We start from the raw sequence: 16,862 nt of genomic DNA on the forward strand, positions 1-16,862 counted from the left end.
ACTTGGTTTCGCAACGTCTTCGGGGACAGTGAAATGAACAAAGCCTCGAGCACGCGGCGGGTCTCCAGCAGCCGGAGCTGCGCCTTGAGGTTGATCTCCGACACCAGGATGCCGCGGCGCGGCGCGACGATCACGAGACCGTCGCGGGCGAGCCGCTGCAGCGCCTCCCGGATCGGGGTCCGGCCGAAGCCGAGCCGCTGGGCGAGCGCCATTTCGCTGAGGAACGCGCCAGGCGGAAGCTGAAGCGTGCAGATCAATTCCTCGAGCGCCACATAGGCGCGCTCGGTCAGCGTCCGCTCCTCCGCCGGCGGGGCGCCGGGGGCAGGCTCCCCGGAGGCCGGACGCGAGCGCGAACGGGCGGTGGACGCGCTCATGAACGCCTCGACTCGAAGGCAGGCTCGGACCTGAGTATCCGCATCCTCCGTGGCTTAGCACGCGCGGATGGTCCGACAAAAGGCGACCGGCGCAGCTTGGAAGACTACTAATATATCAGTTGCATCTCTGATGGGCCACGACTAGCCTCCCGGCTAAGAAGGCCTAAAGGCCGAAGGTTTCGGCGCATCCCCGGGGGAGGAAATATGACCGATGTAACGCTGCCTTCCGGCGGCGCGGCCGCCGCAGGGGCGTCGTCCGCGACGACCGCCAGCGACGTGATGATCGCGGCCCGCCTCGATCGCCTGCCGATGACCGGCTACCAGAAGCTCATCTTCGGCATCATCGCCACCGCCTGGTTCTTCGATTCGATCGACCTGGGCTCGCTGACCTTCCTCCTCGGCTCGATCCGCACCGAGTTCGGCCTCACTCCCGCGCAGGCCGGCTTCCTGTCGTCGATGAGCTTCCTCGGCATGTTCCTCGGGGCGGCGATCTCCGGCATGGCGGCGGACAAGATCGGCCGCAAGCTGGTCTTCCAGATCTCGATGATCTTCTGGGGCCTCGGCAGCGTGTGGTGCTACTACGCGCCGGACGCGACGACGCTCGGCTACGCCCGCCTGCTGCTCGGCTTCGGCATGGGCATGGAGTTCCCGGTCGCGCTCGCGATCGTCTCCGAGTTCGTGCCGACCAAGAAGCGCGGCCGCTACCTCGCGATCCTCGAGGGCTTCTGGCCGCTCGGCTTCATCGCCGCGGGCCTGCTCAGCTGGTACTTCCTCACGCACTTCACCTGGCGCGAGATGTTCCTGGCGCAGGCGATCCCCGCCCTGTTCCTGTTCGTCGTCCGCTTCTTCGTGCCGGAGAGCCCGCGCTGGCTCGCCGATCAGGGCCGCTCGGCGGAAGCCGAGAAGGTGATGGCGGAAATCGAGACCAAGGTGCTCCAGCGGCTGCCCGCCGGCGCGAAGCTCGACGAGCCGAAGCCGCTGCCGGCGGTCGCGCGCGGCGAGCGTCGCTTCTCCTTCATGGAGCTCTGGCAGGGCGAGTACGCCAAGCGCACGGTGATGATCTGGCTGGTCTGGTTCTTCGCGCTGCTCGGCTTCTACGGCCTGACCACCTGGCTCGGCGCGCTTCTGCAGGCGCAGGGCTACACCAACACCAAGTCCACCGAATACGTCGTGCTGATCGCGCTCGCCGGCATTCCGGGCTTCATCACGGCGGCCTGGCTGGTCGACGCCTGGGGCCGCAAGGGCACCTGCGCGCTGATGCTGATCGGCTCCGCGATCGCGGCCTACGCCTATGGCAACGCGCCGAACTTCACGATGCTGATCGTGTTCGGCCTGATCATGCAGTTCTTCCTGTTCGGCATGTGGTCGACGCTCTACGCCTACACGCCGGAGCTCTACCCGACCCGGTCGCGCGCCACCGGCGCCGGCTGCGCCTCTGCGGTCGGCCGCATCGGTTCGCTGATCGGCCCGGCGCTGATCGGCGTGGTGCTGCCGAACCTCGGCAATGGCGGCGTCTTCGCCCTCGGCGCGGGCTCCTTCGTGATCGCCGCCATCGCGGTGCTGACGCTCGGGGTGGAGACGAAGGGTCGATCCCTGGAGGAAATATCCTCCTGAACGACGCCTTCGGGCGCGCCTGACAGACTTTCGCGCGCGGCGTTCATCGCCGCGCGCGATGCTACTGGCCGGGACCGGCCTGATCGTCCGGTTCGCCGCGCCAGTTCTCCGCCTTGGGCTTGTCGCCGCCCGCGGCGGGCTTCTCCACGGGCCGCCCGTCGCTCTCCGGCGTGGCGCCCTGGTCGGCCGCCCCCGCGCCGGGCTTCCGGCGGTCCCCGTCCGCGGGGTGTGTCTCTCGGTTCTCCGAGCCGCCTTCTGCGGTGAAATCGTCGCTCATCGATCGCCTCCCTGCAGCGAAGCGCCGGCCTTCCGGCGTCTGTGCGAGGCCTCCGCTGCTCTCTCCTCAAAGGGCGAGCGGCGCTTAAGTTCCCATCCTGCGACTCTTGTCGGCCCCGCTCACGGGCGACGTCGTGCGTCGTCGAGAGACGAGCGCGGGTCGCTCGCGGGAGTTTTTTTCTCCATTCGCTCAAACGACACGGAACAAGGACGAGGTCCGGAGTCTTTCCGCGCTCAAAGAAGAAGCTGGGAGACGGCCGATGCCCTACAACGTGATCATGGACCTCGAGGGCCGGTCCGAAATCATCTTCTGCGAAAGCGCCAGGGAGGCGAGCTTTCGCATGAGGCTGTTGGCTTCAAAGGGCGTCTGTCAGGTGCGGGCGATGTCCACCGAGGGCATCGTCGTGCCGCTCGACCGGCTCGAGAGGATCGCCCGCGGCGAGAGCGCCGATTCCGTCGGCGGAAAGCCCGCGCCGGGCGCCAAGCCGTCCGCCTCCGCCGCCTGACGAGCTTCAGGCCGGCACGACGCGGCGGCGCTTTGCGTCACACGCCGACACGGCGCATGACGGCGATCCGCACGAGGTCCTGCAGCGTGCCTGCCCGGAGCTTGTCCTTCAGGTTCGAGCAGGTGTTGGCGACTGTCTTGTAGCTGACGCCGAGTTCGTCCGCGATCTGGCCATAGGCCTTGCCCTGGCCCAGCAGGGCGAGGGTCTGGAGCTCACGCCCCGTGAGGTTCGCGGGATCCCGCTGGGCGCGGCTGCCGAGCAGCGCCACCTGCATCGCCATGTCATGGCCGATATAGGGCTTGCGCTGGCGGACCTTCTCGACCGCTTCCAGGAACGTCGCGGGGGGAATGTCCTTGGGCACGAATCCCGTGGCGCCCGCCTTGAGGGCGCGGCTGGCGATGACCGGGTCGCTGTGCATGCTGAAGACCAGCAGCGGCGTCTCGGCGTCATGCAGCCTGAGGCGCCGGATGAAGGACAGCCCGGCGAGCCCCCTGCCGCCGATCGACAGGTCGACCACGATCAATTCGGGGCTGCTGCGGCGGTACATCCGGAAGCCCTCGAGCGGGGTCGTCGCCTCCAGCACCTCCGCGAATCCGGACTCCAGCAACATGCGCCGGCACCCTTCCAGCACGATCGGGTGGTCGTCGATGATCAGGGCGCGCTTCAACGGAGCGTCTCCTCCGCGCCGGAAAGCGGGATGAAGATCTCCAGCGCCGCGCCGGCCGGGACGGAGCGCAGCCGGAAGCGGCCGCGCAGCGCCTGGATGCGCTCCGCCAGCCCGAGCAGGCCGAAGCCGGATGTCGTCTCCGCGGGGACGCCCACGCCGTCATCGATCACCTGTATGGCGAGCTCCGCGCGGCCATTGACGACCTGCTCCTCGACCCGGACCTCGATCGTCGTGCACACGGCGTGCTTCAGCGCGTTGGTGATCCCCTCCTGCACGGCGCGATAGACGGTGAGGTCCATGACCGGGCCGTAGCCGGTCCTGAGCTCCGCCGTCAGGAGCGCGAACTGATGGTCCGGATGGCGCCTCTCGAACTCGGCCACGAGTCCGCTCAGGACCTCTCCCAGCGGGGCCTCGCCCAGCGCGATCGGCTTCAGGCGGCGCAGCAGATGCCGGTTGAGGCTCTGCAGGCGGTTGGAGATGTCGATCGCGGTCGCGAGCCGCTCCTGCGCCGGAGCCGCGAGGCCTCCGCTTTCGGAAAGGCCGCTCTTGAGGAGACCCAGATTGGCCTGCAGTCCGAACAGGCAGGGGCCCAGCTCGTCATGGAGCTCGGCCGCGATCTGTCGGCGTTCGTCGTCCTGCAGGAAGACCATCCTGTGTGAAAGCCGCGCGTTGCGGTCGCGTTCCTCGCCGAGGGCGACCGCCAGCGCGTTGAAACGCTCAACCAGCACCGCGAGTTCCTGGACATGCGGGATGGGCAGCGGCTGATCGGATCCGCCGCGCTCCAGCGCTGCAAGGCCCTGCCCGAGCGCCCCAAGCGGGGAGAGGATGCGGCGAAGAAGCAGGGCGAACGCGGCAAGGCCCAGAATGTTGAAGGCCGCCAGCAGCGCCGCCAGGCTCGTCATGTCCTCCCAGACTTCCGCGATCTCGTCGGCCGGCTCACCCTGGATCGCCACCATGCCCCGGAGTTCGCCGTCCGCCACGACGGGGATCTCCTGACGGTCCAGCGGGCTTTCGATCAGGTGGGCGAACCAGGGCGGCGCGGGCGAGAAGGCCGAGGGCCGCATCGGCTCGCGCGACGACACCAGAGAGCCGTCAGGCCGGTGCACGGAGATGCGGACGTGACGGACGCCCGGCAGATCGAACTGAAGCCCGGAGATGTCGTCCGGCGAGGAGCGCTGGAAGCTCGCGATCGTCTCCCGCACGAGCGGCTCGGCCATCTCGAGCGAAGCCCCGACCTCGACGCGCGTGGCCTCACGCGCGTTGAGGATGACGACGACGGCCGAAGCCAGGCAGCAGCAGGCGTCGATCGCCATGACGGCGAGCAGGATCTGCCGCCGGAGCGTCTGGCGGAACCGTGGGGTCGCCGTCGTCTCCTGGCCCCGCCGCCTCGCCGCCGTCGGCGCCGCCTCGGCGAGACTCATGTCCGGCCGCCTTCCGGCCGCGGGTCCCGGGCGGAAGCCGGAGCCAGGTCTCTCTCCCGCGACCGGCCGAGGAAACGCTGTCCGGCCACGCGGCCGCGCTCGCCGGATTTCCGGATCGTCTCCTCAGCCTGGGCGGCGCGACGGGCGGACATCTGAGGGTCTCCGGAAAGGGGCGCGGGCGCGCGCGCTTCTGAGCCAGCTTGCGTGTTCCCGCGCCTGGCCTGCAAGTCATTCAACGAGCGACGGGTCCGCGAGGCGCAGGCGACGGTCCTTTGCGCCGGGGACGGACGCTCCATCCCCAGCAATATCCGGTCACGCCTCGCGGCCGGGGGCGCCCTGGGCGCGGGCATGGCCCTGCTGGGGCGCGCCATCACAGGCCGTTCAATAATGCGGCGGCGGGCGGTCCACAGGCGGCAGCGCCCCTGCGGCGTCCTCGAGCCGTTCGCCGATCTCCGCCACCTGGCGTCGCAGCGTCTCGATCGTTCCCCACTGGGCGGTGATGGTCTGATTCAGCGCCTCGATCGCCTCGTCCTGGTAGGCGACGCGCGTCTCGAGCCTGTCGAGACGCTCGGCGAGTTCGTTCGTGGTCGTGCTCATGTCGTTCCCCGCCTCACGGTCCCCGCGGTCCTAGCGCCGGGACTGAGGCTCAGTCCAGCGGGGGGCGTTTTGCCGGAAGGCGCCGTCATGCGGGGGCTGCGCCGCAAGGCTCCGATCACGGCCGATCACAGAATTTCACGAAATCGTGAGTGCATAGAGAGATAGACGCCGCCCTCACTCTTTAGTCTGGGTGGCCAGTTCTTCTATCGATCACTAACGACAAGTCATCGTGGCGAGATTGCAGTGCAACAAGGAGTCGAGGTCGGGTGCGGGATGATCAAGGTAGCCGGAGCCCCTTGGCGGGACGTGTATCGGCGAACCGGAAACCGCGGGCCGACGATGTCTGTTGCAGTGCAATGAGCCGCGCTTCGCAGTGGAGCAGGGCGCCACGCGGCGTCTGCTCTTCCTACCTCTCGATTTCGTGATCCAAAGCCCCTCTATCGCGATAGGCCAGTGGGATGCCAGACTTTTGCATGCCAGTCATGCGCCAAGCGGTTGACTCCGTAAGCGGCAGCTACTTGGCGGACTTCCACAACGGGCCGAAGAGCCCAAACGGGGCAGGGAAACACCAGTGACAGCAATTTCAGCGACATCGCCACAGCCAGCGATCTCGGATTCAAAGCGTTGGCTCCAGCTCCTCGTCGGCGTGGTCTGCATGGTCGCCACGGCGAACATCCAGTACGCCTGGACGCTGTTCGTGCCGGAAATCCAGCAGACCTACGGCTGGGACCGCGCCTCGATCCAGATCGCCTTCACGATCTTCGTGCTGGTGCAGACCTGGCTCACCCCGATTGAGGGCTACTTCATCGACAAGTACGGCCCGCGCGTCATGGTCGCGTTCGGCGCCGTGTTCATGGGCCTGTCCTGGGTCGTGAACTCCCAGGCGACCTCGCTGATGGGCTTCTATTTCGGCGCGGCCGTTGGCGGCATCGGCGTGGGCTGCATCTACGCGACCTGCATCAACAACGCGCTCAAGTGGTTCCCTGATCGCCGCGGCCTCGCGGTCGGCCTGACCGCCGGCGGCTACGGCATGGGCTCGGCCGCCACCATCCTGCCGATTGCGGCGATGATCGAGTCGAGCGGCTTCCAGTCGACCTTCCTGTTCTTCGGCATCCTGCAGGGCTCGCTCGCCTTCCTGGCGGCGCTGTTCCTCCGCTCGCCGCAGGCCGGCGAGGTCAAGGCCTCCGACAAGCTCGCGCAGTCGCGCCGCGACTACACGCTCACCGAAGCGCTGCGCACCAAGCTGTTCTGGCTGATGTTCTTCATGTTCATCTGCGTCGTGACCGGCGGCATGATGGCGGTCGCCCAGCTCGGCGTCATCGCGCAGGACCTCGGCGTCAAGAACTACTCGGTGAACCTGTACTTCTTCACCATGGCCGCCCTGCCGCTCGCCCTGATGCTCGACCGCATCATGAACGGCGTCTCGCGTCCGCTGTTCGGCTGGATCTCGGACAACATCGGCCGCGAGAAGACGATGGTCATCGCCTTCACGCTCGAAGGCTTCGGCATCATCGCGCTCGGCTACTTCGGCCATAACCCCTACGCCTTCCTGATCCTGTCCGGCGTGGTGTTCCTGGCCTGGGGCGAGGTCTACTCGCTGTTCTCGGCGCTCGCCGGCGACGCCTTCGGCACCAAGCACATCGGCAAGATCTACGGCGTGCTGTACTGCGCCAAGGGCATCGGCGCGCTGTTCGTCCCCGTCGGCAACCTGCTGATGGAGGCGACCGGCACCTGGGCGACCGTGCTCTACACCGTCGCTTCGATGGACCTGCTCGCCGCCTTCCTCGCGATCGTCGTCCTTCGGCCGGTGCTCGCCGAGCATGTCCGCCGGTCCACCGTGGCGCCCTCTCCGTCGGCTCCCGCCGCGGACGTCAACCCGGCGCTCGCCCGCGCCTGACGCGAACTACCCCGCCCTGCTTCCGCGGAAGCAGGGCCACCTCGCGGGCTTCCTCGGAAGCCCGCCTTTTCCGCTGGAGCGGTTTCGCCCCAGCGGAAGGCCTCCCGCAGATCGCCGTGTGAGCGGAGAGCAGGGAGGCGCGGCGGACGCCGCCAGGCCCGTCCCTACGCTTCGCTGACCTCGACGCGCCAGGCCGAAACACGGCCGCCGTCGGAGATCAGGCGCTGGGCGCCGAGCGCCCCCGGATCCAGCGCCGCCTGCTTCCTCTTCAGAAAAATCGTCTCGCTCTCCTGCATGTGACGGCCCGCGCCCGCGTGTGCGCGCGTCCGGCGGATTGGCGCCGCCAAAGGACGATCCCACCTCTCGGAACGAGCCTGATCGCTCGCGAGTTGGCATCGGAGACGGTGGCGCCGAACCGGGTAAGCCCCGCGCGACGCGGCGATCGTCTCGGGGTCGTTCCGACCCCTCGAAATGGAGGTCAGAAATGGATGTTCCGCTGGAAATCGCCTTCAAGAATCTCCAGACGTCGGAGGCTCTTGAACAGCTGATCCGCGACCGCGTGGCGCGCCTCGAGCAGAGCCACCCGCGCCTCATGAGCTGCCGCGTGGTGGTCGAGACGCCCTATCGTTCGGCTGCGGGCGGCAAGCAGCCGCTCGGCATCACGATCGAGGTGACGCTTCCGGGGACCGGAAGCATCGTCGCGAGCGACAGCCAGGAACGCCGGGACTCCAAGGGAGACGAGACGGCCTTCGTGACGCGCGCTTTCAAGCGGCTCGAGCGGCAGCTGGAGGACGAGACGCAGATCCGGCGCGGCGAGGTCAAGACTCATGGCTCGGAAGGCTCCGTCGGGCGGGTCGTGCGCCTGTTCCCGGAGCAGAACTACGGGTTCATCGAATATCCGGGTTCGCCCGACCTCTATTTCACCCGGAACGCCGTGAGCGGCGACGCCTATGACCAGCTGAAGATCGGCGAGATGGTGCTGGTGACCATCGCCACCGGTGAGGGCCCGATGGGGCCGCAGGCGAGCTCCGTTCGCCCCGTCGGCGACATGGCCCCGGCGTCCTGAGGGCGGCCGCGCGAGACGCGTGACGGTTCAGGACGCGCAGGCGCACACGGTGTCGTAGCGCCTGCCGACATAGACCAGACCCTCGGTCGGCGCTCCGTCGCCGACCGAGACGACCTCGCAGAACAGCACCGCATGGGTGCCGACCTCGACGACGCTCGAGACCCGGCAGTCGAACGAGGCGAGCGCCCCCGCGAGCACCGGAGCGCCGGTGCTCGCCCGCGACCATTGGGCGGCCGCGAAGCGCTCGTCCACCGGCGTCTTTCCTCCGAAAAGGCCCGACAGAGTCTTGTGCTCGGGCGCGAGCGTGTTGACGCACAGCACGCCATTGGCGCGGAACGCCTCGCCCACCGAGCTGTCGCGCCGCACGCAGACGAGCAACGTGGGCGGCTCGTCGGTGACGCTGCAGACCGCCGTCGCCGTGAACCCGGCGCGCCCGGCCGGGCCGTCCGTGGTGACGACGTTCACGGCCGCGGCGAGGTTGGCCATGGCGTCCCGGTAGCGTTGCTTCGTGAGCGGGGCTTCGGCGTCGAGCTCGGCCATGGCGCGCTCCTGTCCCACCGGCCCGTCAGAATTCCAGAAGGTTGTCGCGCAGCTTCTCGTGCGCATAGGAGGTGCGCGCGAGGCCGCGCTTCTGCAGCGCGGGAACCAGGCCGTCGGCGATCTCGGTGATGAAGCGCCGGCTGACCCTGAGCACCGGCGTCGTGATCAGGAACCCGTCGCCCCCGACCTCCTCCATGATCTCGCCCATCCGGTCGGCGACCGTGTCCGGCGTGCCCACCAGCTCCACCGAAGACACCAGCCCGCCGCCGCCGTCATAGACGAGCTCGCGCAGCGTCTTGCCGCTGCCCCACTGCTGGAACTTGTCGAGCGTGCCGGACTCGCCATTGGTGACGAGCTTCTCCGGCAGCGGCTTGTCGAGGTCGTATTTGGCGAAGTCGATCTCGGTGATCGCGGCGAGCGAGGCGAGCGTGTCGACGATGAAGTGCTCTGAGCTCAGCATCCGCTCATATTTCGCCCGCGCCTCGGCGTCGGTCTCGCCAAGCGTCGGGGTGACGCAGAACATCACCTTGATGGAGTCGGGGTCCCGGCCGGCCTTTTCGGCGCGGGCGCGGATGTCCTCGCGGAAACGCTTCATGTCCGCGACGCCGCTCGCGACCGAGATGATCGAGTCCGCGTGCTGGGCGGCGAAGTCGCGGCCCTTGGGCGAGGCGCCGGCCTGCACGTAGAGCGGCCTGCGCTGGGGTGAGGGCACCGTGTTCAGCGGCCCGCGCACCTTGTAGTACTTGCCCTCGAAATCGACGGTGTGGACCTTGGTCTCGTCGGCGTAGACGCCGGCGTCGCGGTCGAGCACCACCGCGTCCGGCTCCCAGCTTTCGAACAGCTTGCCGACGACCTCCATATATTCGTCGGCCATCTCGTAGCGCTGGTCGCGCGGCGGCAGCCGGTCCATGCCGAAATTCTTCGCCATGAGGTCCTCGGCGCTGGTCACGATGTTCCAGCCGAAGCGGCCCTTGGTGAGGCTGTCGATGGTCGAGCACAGCCGCGCGAGCAGGAAGGGCGGGTAGGCCATGGTCGACATGGTGGCGATCACGCCGAGCCGCGACGTCGCCATGCCCATCGCGACCGCGAGCGGCGCCGGGTCGTGCTTGGGGACCATCATGCCGTGGTTGAGCGAAGCCTTGGAGGAGCCGCCATAGGTCTGCGGCACCATCAGCTTGTCCTCGATCATGATGTAGTCGAAGCAGGCGCGCTCGAGCGTCCGTGCCATCTCGACATAGAACTGGCCGTCCCAGGGCGAGCCGCCCTGGCCGAAGGGCTCCCGCCACTCGTCGGGCGTAAAGTTCATGAACCAGGCGAGATGGAAGCGCTTGTCGGCCATCGATCTTGCTCCGTCGCGTTCCCGACCTGGCCTCGCCCGGGCAGGCGCGTCAGGGGGTGACACACTATTGAACGCGTGTTCAATATGGCTGATGACAAGCTGTTTGTGCAGCGCAAAAGATAGGCGCCGGAAATGCCGAAAAGGCCGGAATCCGCAGGAGGGGCGCCCACGGCGCAGGCGTCAGCTGGACAGCCGGCGGGCGCCGTTCCGCCTCCGCGCACGCGCGCTCCCCGCCGCAGGCTGGCGCCGGAGACGCGTTCAGACCTGATCCTGGACGAGGCGCTGAGACTGTTCGCCGAGCGCCACCACAGCAATGTCACCATGCGGGACATCGCTTCCGCCTGCGGGGTCAAGGCGGGCCTGATCTACTACTACTTCACCAACAAGGAGGAGCTGTTCGGCCGCGCCCTCGCGCATGCGATCGATCAGCTGGACGCCGGCTATGCGGCTCTGCGCAAGACCGTCTCCGATCCGAGATCCGAGCTGATGGCCTGGCTCGACATGCATGTCCTGATCGCCCCCACCCTCGCGCGGATGACGAAGCTGATGGCCGACTACGCCGCCTCGGCGAAGCAGGACGCGCAGGTGGGGGAGCTCATCCGCGGCTTCTACGACCGCGAGCAGGCGCTGCTCGAGGACTGCATCGCGCGCGGGATCGCGGCGGGCCTGTTCGGGGAGGTGGACGTGGCGAAGACCGCGCGCGTCATCAGTCTTCAGCTCGACGGCATTTTCTACGCCACCGGCAGCCGCGGCGACGACAGGGTGGCGGCGGACATCGAGGATCTGCGGTCGCTGGCCGAACCGGCAGAGGGGCCGCAACTCGCCCGGCTGGCGGCTGTCGCCGGACGGCTGGGACTTGCGATCGCCACCGGCTTCGCCGAGCGCGCCGGCGACCGGCTCTACAATTCGGCGGTCTTCCTCTCGCCTGAGGGCTGGAGCCGGATCCACCGCAAGCGCTTCCTGTACGGCGATTACGAGAAGGCGCTGTTCACGCCCGCCGACGGGCTGTCCGAGCCGTTCCGTTTCGAGGGCGCGACCATCGGCATGCGGGTGTGCTTCGACGTCGAGTTTCCCGAAACGGTGCGCCCGCTCGCGCTCGCCGGCGCGGATCTCGTGCTGACGCCGACCGCGCTGCCCGCGAGCGCCGCGTCGGATTTCATCGCGCGCACGCTGATCCCCGCGAGGGCGTTCGAGAACGCGCTCACGCTGATCTATGCGGATCACGCGGGCCGGGACACGGCCTTCTCCTATGCGGGGCAGAGCGTGATCGCGCTGGCTGACGGCCGCGAAGGCGCGCGTGCGCCGTCCGACGGGGAGGCCCTGCTCGTGGCCACGATCGACCCCACGACCGCGCCCCGCGCGCGGGCCGAAAACGACTATCTCGGCGAGCTGAGGGCGGCGGCGCCTCGCTGATCCGCCCGCTCCCTCTGCATCAGCGTCTCACCGTCCATCGCATCCGAGCGCGCAAGGCCCCTACGGCGAGCGGGTCAGGTCTGCGCGCGCTCTCTTGAAGGGCGATCAGAAAAATGCATATGTGAAACGGAGAAGTACAAGTACAACAAAATAATTTTGTGAATAGGAAGCGCCGGTCGCGCAGCGGTCGTCAGGAGCCTGCATGTCAGCCTCAGAATTTCCCGGTCCGGGGCTCTCCCCCGACCAGTGGGAGCACATCCAGTCTCTCGCGAAGGCGATCAGCCCCGAGCAGGCGCTTTGGCTCAGCGGCTATTTCGCCGGCGTGCGGGACGCCGAACGGCGGGAGGCGGGGCGGCCGGCGCTTGCGCCGGACATCCCGGTCGGTCGCCCTGCGGCCCCGGCGGAAGCCGACCAGCGGCGGCTCACCATTCTGTTCGGCAGCGAGACGGGCAACAGCCGGGCGCTGGCTCAGACGCTCTCCGAGGCCGCCCGTCAGGCCGGCCGCCAGCCGACGGTGGTCGACATCGCCGACTACAAGGCCCGTCAGCTCCGCGACGAGCAGGACCTGCTGATCGTCGTCAGCACCTATGGCGAGGGCGACCCGCCGCAGGGCGCGGCGGATTTCTTCGAGTTCCTCGACAGCCGCAAGGCGCCGAAGCTGCCGGATCTGCGCTTCGCCGTGCTGGCGCTCGGCGACTCCACCTATGAGCGCTACTGCGAGGCGGGAAAGCGGCTCGACCGGCGCTTCGAGGAGCTCGGCGCGGTCCGCCTGCGGCCGCGGGTCGACTGCGACGTGGACTACGACGAGCCGGCGGCCGCCTGGACGGCGGACGTGGTCGCGAAGATCGCGAAGGACGGCGCGGCCGCGACGGTTGACGCGCAGCGCGTCGCCGGAACGGCGCCCACGCCGGCGCACTATGACAAGCGCAATCCCTTCCCGGCGAGGGTTCTGGAGAATCTCACGCTGACCGGCCGCGGCTCCACCAAGGAGACGCGCCACATCGAGTTCTCGCTCGAAGGCTCGGGCCTGGTCTATGAGCCGGGCGACGCGCTCGGCGTCGCCCCGAAGAACGATCCGCGGCTGGTCGAGAGCCTTCTGGGCGCGCTCAGGCTGAGCCCGTCCGCGCCTGTCGAGATCAAGGGACGCGCGTCGACGTTCGCCGAGGCGATCGAGCGCGATTTCGAGATCTCGGCGGTCACGCCGCGTTTCATCGAGCACTGGGCCGAACTGTCCGGGGCCGAGCAGCTCAGGCGGCTGCTGGGCGAGGATGCGGCGGCCGAGCGGTCCGCCTTCCTGCGCCAGAACCACGTGATCGACATCGTCCGCGCCTATCCGGTCGCGGGGCTCGAGGCGCAGATGCTGGTCGCCGGCTTGCGGCCCCTGCAGCCGCGGCTCTACTCGATCGCCTCCAGCCTCGCCGCCGCGCCCGAGGAGGCTCACCTGACCGTCTCCACGGTCCGCTACGAACTCAACGGGGAGCCACGCTCCGGCGTCGCGTCGGGCCATCTGGCCGCCCGCGCCGAGCCGGACGCGACGCTGCCGGTCTACGTTCAGTCCAACCCGCATTTCCGCCTGCCGGCGGACGATCGGCCGGTCATCATGATCGGCGCCGGCACCGGGGTCGCGCCCTATCGCGCCTTCCTGCAGGAGCGCGAGGCGCGGGGCGCCGAGGGCCGGAACTGGCTGTTCTTCGGCGAGCGCAACTTCCGCAGCGACTTCCTCTATCAGACCGAGTGGCAGGGCTGGCTGAAGCAGAAGCTGCTGACCCGGATGGACGTCGCGTTCTCGCGCGACCGCGCCGCGAAGGTCTATGTGCAGGACAAGCTCCGCAAGCAGGGCAGGGACGTGTTCGCCTGGCTCGAGGAAGGCGCGCATGTCTATGTCTGCGGCGACGCGGCTCACCTCGCGCCCGATGTTCACGAGACCCTGATCGGCGTGGCGCAGGAGCAGGGCGGGCTCGCGCGGGAAGCCGCGGAGGAGTATGTCCGCAATCTCCAGCGTGACCACCGCTACCAGCGAGACGTCTACTGAGCTCCGACATGACAGAGACCAGCCAGCCGGCGCTCGACCGCAGCCGCGACATCTCGCAGCCGCTCGACCGGTTGGGACCGGACGAGACACTGAAGGCGAACAGCGACCAGCTGCGCGGCACGATCGCGCTCGGCCTGCTGGACGAGATCACCGGCAGCGTCACGCCCGAAGACAACAAGCTGATGAAGTTCCACGGCATCTACATGCAGGATGACCGTGACATCCGCGACGAGCGCCGGCGGCAGAAGCTGGAGCCCGCCTACACCTTCATGATCCGGGTCCGGATGCCGGGCGGCGTCTGCTCTCCGGCGCAGTGGCTGAAGCTCGACGAACTCGCCCGTGCCTATGGCGGCGACACCATTCGGCTGACGACGCGCCAGACGGTGCAGTTCCATTGGGTTCTGAAGGAGAATCTCAGGCCGACCATCCAGAAGCTCCATGAGGCGCTGCTGGATTCGATCGCGGCGTGCGGCGACGTCCCGCGCGGCGTGATGTGCTCGGTCGATCCGAGGCTCTCCAGGCTGCATGCGCAGGTCTACGACGCCGCGAGCCGGACGAGCGCGCACGCGATCCCGAACCAGCGCGCCTATCACGAGATCTGGTACGGCGAAGAGCGCATCGCGAGCTCCGAGCCTGAGGAGCCGTTCTTCGGCAAGCAGTATCTGCCGCGCAAGTTCAAGATGGGGTTCGTGATCCCGCCCTCGAACGACATCGACGTCTACACGCAGGACCTCGGCTTCATCGCCATCGCGCGGGACGGCGAGCTCGAGGGCTTCAACGTCTCGATCGGCGGGGGCATGGGCCGCACCGATCAGGCGCCGGAGACCTACCCGCGGCTCGCCGACGTCGTGGGCTTCATCCCGGCCGACAAGGTGCTCGCGGCGACCGACGCCGTGATGAGCGTCCAGCGCGACTATGGCGACCGCACCAACCGCGCCCACGCCCGGTTCAAATATACGATCGACGACAAGGGCCTCGGGTGGATCAAGGCGGAGATCGAGCGCCGCATGGGCTTCGCCTTCGAGCCTGCGCGTCCGTTCTCGTTCAGCTCCAATGGCGACGCGTTCGGCTGGGTGGAGGGCGAGGACGGCCGGTGGCACCACACGCTGTTCATCGAGAACGGCCGCGTCATCGACCATGGCGAGAAGCGCCTGATGGCCGGCCTGCGCGAGATCGCCCGGGTTCACCGGGGCGCGTTCCGTCTGACGCCGAACCAGAATCTCTGCATCTCGGACGTGGCGCCGGAAGACCGACCGCAGATCGACGCGCTGCTTGCGGACTACGGGCTGATCGAGACGCGCAGTGCGCTGCGGCTCAACTCGATCGCCTGCGTGGCGCTGCCGACCTGCGCGCTCGCCATGGCGGAGAGCGAGCGCTACCTGCCGACCCTGATCGACAAGATCGAGGCGATCCTCGACGCTCGCGGTCTACGTGACGAGCCGATCACGATCCGCATGAGCGGCTGCCCCAATGGCTGCTCGCGGCCCTACGTGGCGGAGATCGGTCTCTCGGGCCGCGCGCCCGGCAAGTACAACCTCTATCTCGGCGGCGGCTTCCACGGGCAGCGTCTCAACAAGATGCACCTGGAGAACGTCGGTGAGCAGACGATCCTCGAGACGCTCGACGAGATCATCGGCCGCTACGCGGCCGAGCGGTCCGTCGGCGAACGTTTTGGTGATTTCGCCATCCGCGCCGGCTATGTGCCGGAGGTGACGGAAGGCCGCCTCTTCAACGCTTGATCGAGAGTTTCCCGAAAGGAGTACGCTATGTCGCTGCAACTCGGACAGATCGCGCCGGATTTCGAGCAGGACAGCACCGAAGGCCCCATCCGCTTCCATGAGTGGCTGGGCTCCTCCTGGGGCGTGCTGTTCAGCCATCCGAAGAACTTCACGCCTGTCTGCACCACCGAACTCGGCGAAGTCGCCCGGCTGAAGCCCGAGTGGGACAAGCGCAACGTGAAGGTCCTCGGCCTTTCCGTCGATCCGCTCGAAGCGCACAGCGCCTGGGGCGTCGACATCGAGGAGACGCAGGGCCACGCCCTGAATTTCCCGCTGCTGGCGGACGCCGACAAGAAGGTGTCTGAGCTCTACGGCATGATCCATCCGCAGGCGGACCCGACCGTGACGGTGCGCTCGGTGTTCGTCATCGACGCCAACAAGAAGATCCGGCTGACCCTGACCTATCCGCCGAGCGCCGGGCGCAACTTCTCCGAGATCCTGCGCGTCATCGACAGCCTGCAGCTGACCGACCGCGAGAAGGTCTCTACCCCCGTGAACTGGGAGAAGGGCCAGCCCGTGATCATCGCGCCGAGCGTCTCCAACGAAGACGCCAAGGAGCGCTATCCGCAGGGCTGGAAGGAGCTGCGGCCCTACCTGCGCGTCGTCGAACTGAAGGACTGAGTCAGGGCGCGGCGGGCCCCGGCTTCACCAGGTCTCGTCGCGCGCATGCTCCCGGCAGGTGTAGCCGACGAAGCAGTCGCGCTTGTCGGCGGTCGGCACCCAGGCGGCTTCGGTGTCCTCGGTGGGCTGGCAGTAGCGGCCGCTGCTGACGAAGCGGTCATAGGTCGAGGGGCCCGTGCTGATCACGGCGGCGCCCCTCGATCTGATTAGCGACTGCACCGCCTGGCACGACATGCCCGGCGCGTATGGCCGCGCGGCGGCTGCGCCCGCCGCGAGGGATGCGAGCAGAAGGGCTAGGAGCGTCGCGACTGGCGTTCTCATGACGGCATAAGCCCGAAGGTCCTGCGCGGGTTCCCTGTTAGCCGCCCTGAGGCAGCGCACGGCTCCCACGCGGCGAGGGAATGTCTCTGAACTCCCGACGCGCGGCGTCGCCCGCGCGGCTTCGGCCGATTGGTTTCGGCGCCGCGCGACGGCATGCTACACGGCCGACCCAAGGTCATGGCCGGGACGCATGGCAAGAACGCTCCTCGACATCACGCGCCTGCTGACGCGCGCCAGCCACCCGGCCGCCACAGGCGTCGATCGGGTGGAGCTCGCCTACGCCAAGCGCCTTCTCGACGCGCCGGAGGGCGGGCGGGGCTTTGCGGCCATCGTGCGCGGCAGGACCGTTCCGCTGCCGGACGGGGCGGTGGCGGAGTTCGTCGAAGCCCTGGAAGATCGG

Annotated in this window: 17 protein-coding genes and 1 pseudogene; 9 read left to right on the forward strand and 9 right to left on the reverse strand. The window is 68.3% G+C overall.

Annotation, left to right across the window (positions count from 1 at the left end):
* Positions 1-374, reverse strand: a 374-nt coding sequence (locus ACIKT0_RS04715; RefSeq protein WP_407104229.1) for a GntR family transcriptional regulator, incomplete at its 3' end; no start/stop codon positions are given.
* 204 nt (positions 375-578) lie between these two features.
* Between ACIKT0_RS04715 and ACIKT0_RS04720 the strand changes: the two genes are divergently transcribed.
* Positions 579-1,988: an MFS transporter gene (locus ACIKT0_RS04720; protein ID WP_407104230.1), complete on the forward strand. Its 1,410-nt coding sequence runs from the start codon at positions 579-581 to the stop codon at positions 1,986-1,988.
* A gap of 61 nt (positions 1,989-2,049) precedes the next feature.
* On the opposite strand, the gene ACIKT0_RS04725 is transcribed toward ACIKT0_RS04720, so the two are convergent.
* Positions 2,050-2,265: a hypothetical protein gene (locus ACIKT0_RS04725; RefSeq protein WP_407104231.1), complete on the reverse strand. Its 216-nt coding sequence runs from the start codon at positions 2,263-2,265 to the stop codon at positions 2,050-2,052.
* Between the two features lie 259 nt (positions 2,266-2,524).
* Between ACIKT0_RS04725 and ACIKT0_RS04730 the strand changes: the two genes are divergently transcribed.
* Positions 2,525-2,770, forward strand: a complete 246-nt coding sequence (locus tag ACIKT0_RS04730) for a hypothetical protein (protein ID WP_407104232.1) — start codon at positions 2,525-2,527, stop codon at positions 2,768-2,770.
* Between the two features lie 37 nt (positions 2,771-2,807).
* Here ACIKT0_RS04730 and ACIKT0_RS04735 read toward each other — a convergent pair whose 3' ends face one another.
* The 3 genes from ACIKT0_RS04735 to ACIKT0_RS04745 form a co-directional block, all read right to left on the reverse strand.
* Positions 2,808-3,437 (reverse strand): response regulator transcription factor, encoded by a 630-nt coding sequence (locus ACIKT0_RS04735; RefSeq protein WP_407104233.1) that lies wholly within the window; start codon positions 3,435-3,437, stop codon positions 2,808-2,810.
* Positions 3,434-4,858 (reverse strand): histidine kinase, encoded by a 1,425-nt coding sequence (locus tag ACIKT0_RS04740; protein ID WP_407104234.1) that lies wholly within the window; start codon positions 4,856-4,858, stop codon positions 3,434-3,436. The genes ACIKT0_RS04735 and ACIKT0_RS04740 overlap by 4 nt, the downstream gene beginning before the upstream one ends.
* 381 nt (positions 4,859-5,239) lie before the next feature.
* Positions 5,240-5,455, reverse strand: a complete 216-nt coding sequence (locus ACIKT0_RS04745) for a SlyX family protein (protein ID WP_407104235.1) — start codon at positions 5,453-5,455, stop codon at positions 5,240-5,242.
* Between the two features lie 655 nt (positions 5,456-6,110).
* Here ACIKT0_RS04745 and oxlT point away from each other — a divergent pair.
* Positions 6,111-7,352, forward strand: a complete 1,242-nt coding sequence (gene oxlT / locus ACIKT0_RS04750) for an oxalate/formate MFS antiporter (RefSeq protein WP_407104245.1) — start codon at positions 6,111-6,113, stop codon at positions 7,350-7,352.
* Positions 7,353-7,516: 164 nt separating this feature from the next.
* Here oxlT and ACIKT0_RS04755 read toward each other — a convergent pair whose 3' ends face one another.
* Positions 7,517-7,648: a hypothetical protein gene (locus ACIKT0_RS04755; protein WP_407104236.1), complete on the reverse strand. Its 132-nt coding sequence runs from the start codon at positions 7,646-7,648 to the stop codon at positions 7,517-7,519.
* A gap of 188 nt (positions 7,649-7,836) precedes the next feature.
* Here ACIKT0_RS04755 and ACIKT0_RS04760 point away from each other — a divergent pair, with 188 nt between their 5' ends.
* The gene (locus tag ACIKT0_RS04760) at positions 7,837-8,418 is read left to right on the forward strand and encodes an HPF/RaiA family ribosome-associated protein (RefSeq protein WP_407104237.1); all 582 of its coding nucleotides are present in this window, start codon (positions 7,837-7,839) and stop codon (positions 8,416-8,418) included.
* A gap of 27 nt (positions 8,419-8,445) precedes the next feature.
* On the opposite strand, the gene ACIKT0_RS04765 is transcribed toward ACIKT0_RS04760, so the two are convergent.
* Both ACIKT0_RS04765 and ACIKT0_RS04770 read right to left on the reverse strand, forming a co-directional pair.
* Positions 8,446-8,958 carry a flavin reductase gene (locus ACIKT0_RS04765; RefSeq protein ID WP_407104238.1) on the reverse strand — a complete coding sequence of 171 codons (513 nt, stop codon included), beginning with the start codon at positions 8,956-8,958 and terminating at the stop codon, positions 8,446-8,448.
* A gap of 25 nt (positions 8,959-8,983) precedes the next feature.
* On the reverse strand, positions 8,984-10,297 hold the full coding sequence (locus ACIKT0_RS04770) for an NtaA/DmoA family FMN-dependent monooxygenase (RefSeq protein ID WP_407104239.1): 1,314 nt from the start codon (positions 10,295-10,297) through the stop codon (positions 8,984-8,986).
* A 132-nt stretch (positions 10,298-10,429) separates the two neighbouring features.
* On the opposite strand from ACIKT0_RS04770, the gene ACIKT0_RS04775 reads away from it, so the two are divergent.
* From ACIKT0_RS04775 to ACIKT0_RS04790, 4 genes are all read left to right on the forward strand, one after another.
* Positions 10,430-11,710, forward strand: a complete 1,281-nt coding sequence (locus ACIKT0_RS04775) for a nitrilase-related carbon-nitrogen hydrolase (protein ID WP_407104240.1) — start codon at positions 10,430-10,432, stop codon at positions 11,708-11,710.
* A 202-nt stretch (positions 11,711-11,912) separates the two neighbouring features.
* Complete coding sequence (locus ACIKT0_RS04780) at positions 11,913-13,742, forward strand: assimilatory sulfite reductase (NADPH) flavoprotein subunit (RefSeq protein ID WP_407104241.1); 1,830 nt, start codon at positions 11,913-11,915, stop codon at positions 13,740-13,742.
* Positions 13,743-13,750: 8 nt separating this feature from the next.
* Positions 13,751-15,481, forward strand: coding sequence for an assimilatory sulfite reductase (NADPH) hemoprotein subunit (gene cysI, locus ACIKT0_RS04785; protein ID WP_407104242.1), 1,731 nt, complete (start codon positions 13,751-13,753; stop codon positions 15,479-15,481).
* A gap of 27 nt (positions 15,482-15,508) precedes the next feature.
* Positions 15,509-16,141, forward strand: a complete 633-nt coding sequence (locus ACIKT0_RS04790) for a peroxiredoxin (protein WP_407104243.1) — start codon at positions 15,509-15,511, stop codon at positions 16,139-16,141.
* Positions 16,142-16,165: 24 nt separating this feature from the next.
* Here the strand turns inward: ACIKT0_RS04790 and ACIKT0_RS04795 are convergent, their stop codons facing one another.
* Positions 16,166-16,327 (reverse strand): hypothetical protein, encoded by a 162-nt coding sequence (locus ACIKT0_RS04795; RefSeq protein ID WP_407104244.1) that lies wholly within the window; start codon positions 16,325-16,327, stop codon positions 16,166-16,168.
* Between the two features lie 325 nt (positions 16,328-16,652).
* Here ACIKT0_RS04795 and ACIKT0_RS04800 point away from each other — a divergent pair.
* Positions 16,653-16,862: pseudogene (locus ACIKT0_RS04800) on the forward strand (glycosyltransferase family 4 protein); the annotation flags it as partial.

This window comes from Hansschlegelia beijingensis (genome assembly GCF_045505405.1).
GTDB lineage: Bacteria > Pseudomonadota > Alphaproteobacteria > Rhizobiales > Methylopilaceae > Methylopila > Methylopila beijingensis_A.

Bases quoted from the DNA above. Each gene is read 5' to 3' on its own strand.
- ACIKT0_RS04720 (WP_407104230.1), top strand. From the start codon at position 579: ATGACCGATGTAACGCTGCCTTCCGGCGGCGCGGCCGCCGCAGGGGCG.
- ACIKT0_RS04725 (WP_407104231.1), bottom strand. From the start codon at position 2,265: ATGAGCGACGATTTCACCGCAGAAGGCGGCTCGGAGAACCGAGAGACA.
- ACIKT0_RS04730 (WP_407104232.1), top strand. From the start codon at position 2,525: ATGCCCTACAACGTGATCATGGACCTCGAGGGCCGGTCCGAAATCATC.
- ACIKT0_RS04740 (WP_407104234.1), bottom strand. From the start codon at position 4,858: ATGAGTCTCGCCGAGGCGGCGCCGACGGCGGCGAGGCGGCGGGGCCAG.
- ACIKT0_RS04745 (WP_407104235.1), bottom strand. From the start codon at position 5,455: ATGAGCACGACCACGAACGAACTCGCCGAGCGTCTCGACAGGCTCGAG.
- oxlT (WP_407104245.1), top strand. From the start codon at position 6,111: ATGGTCGCCACGGCGAACATCCAGTACGCCTGGACGCTGTTCGTGCCG.
- ACIKT0_RS04755 (WP_407104236.1), bottom strand. From the start codon at position 7,648: ATGCAGGAGAGCGAGACGATTTTTCTGAAGAGGAAGCAGGCGGCGCTG.
- ACIKT0_RS04760 (WP_407104237.1), top strand. From the start codon at position 7,837: ATGGATGTTCCGCTGGAAATCGCCTTCAAGAATCTCCAGACGTCGGAG.
- ACIKT0_RS04765 (WP_407104238.1), bottom strand. From the start codon at position 8,958: ATGGCCGAGCTCGACGCCGAAGCCCCGCTCACGAAGCAACGCTACCGG.
- ACIKT0_RS04770 (WP_407104239.1), bottom strand. From the start codon at position 10,297: ATGGCCGACAAGCGCTTCCATCTCGCCTGGTTCATGAACTTTACGCCC.
- ACIKT0_RS04775 (WP_407104240.1), top strand. From the start codon at position 10,430: ATGCCGAAAAGGCCGGAATCCGCAGGAGGGGCGCCCACGGCGCAGGCG.
- ACIKT0_RS04780 (WP_407104241.1), top strand. From the start codon at position 11,913: ATGTCAGCCTCAGAATTTCCCGGTCCGGGGCTCTCCCCCGACCAGTGG.
- cysI (WP_407104242.1), top strand. From the start codon at position 13,751: ATGACAGAGACCAGCCAGCCGGCGCTCGACCGCAGCCGCGACATCTCG.
- ACIKT0_RS04790 (WP_407104243.1), top strand. From the start codon at position 15,509: ATGTCGCTGCAACTCGGACAGATCGCGCCGGATTTCGAGCAGGACAGC.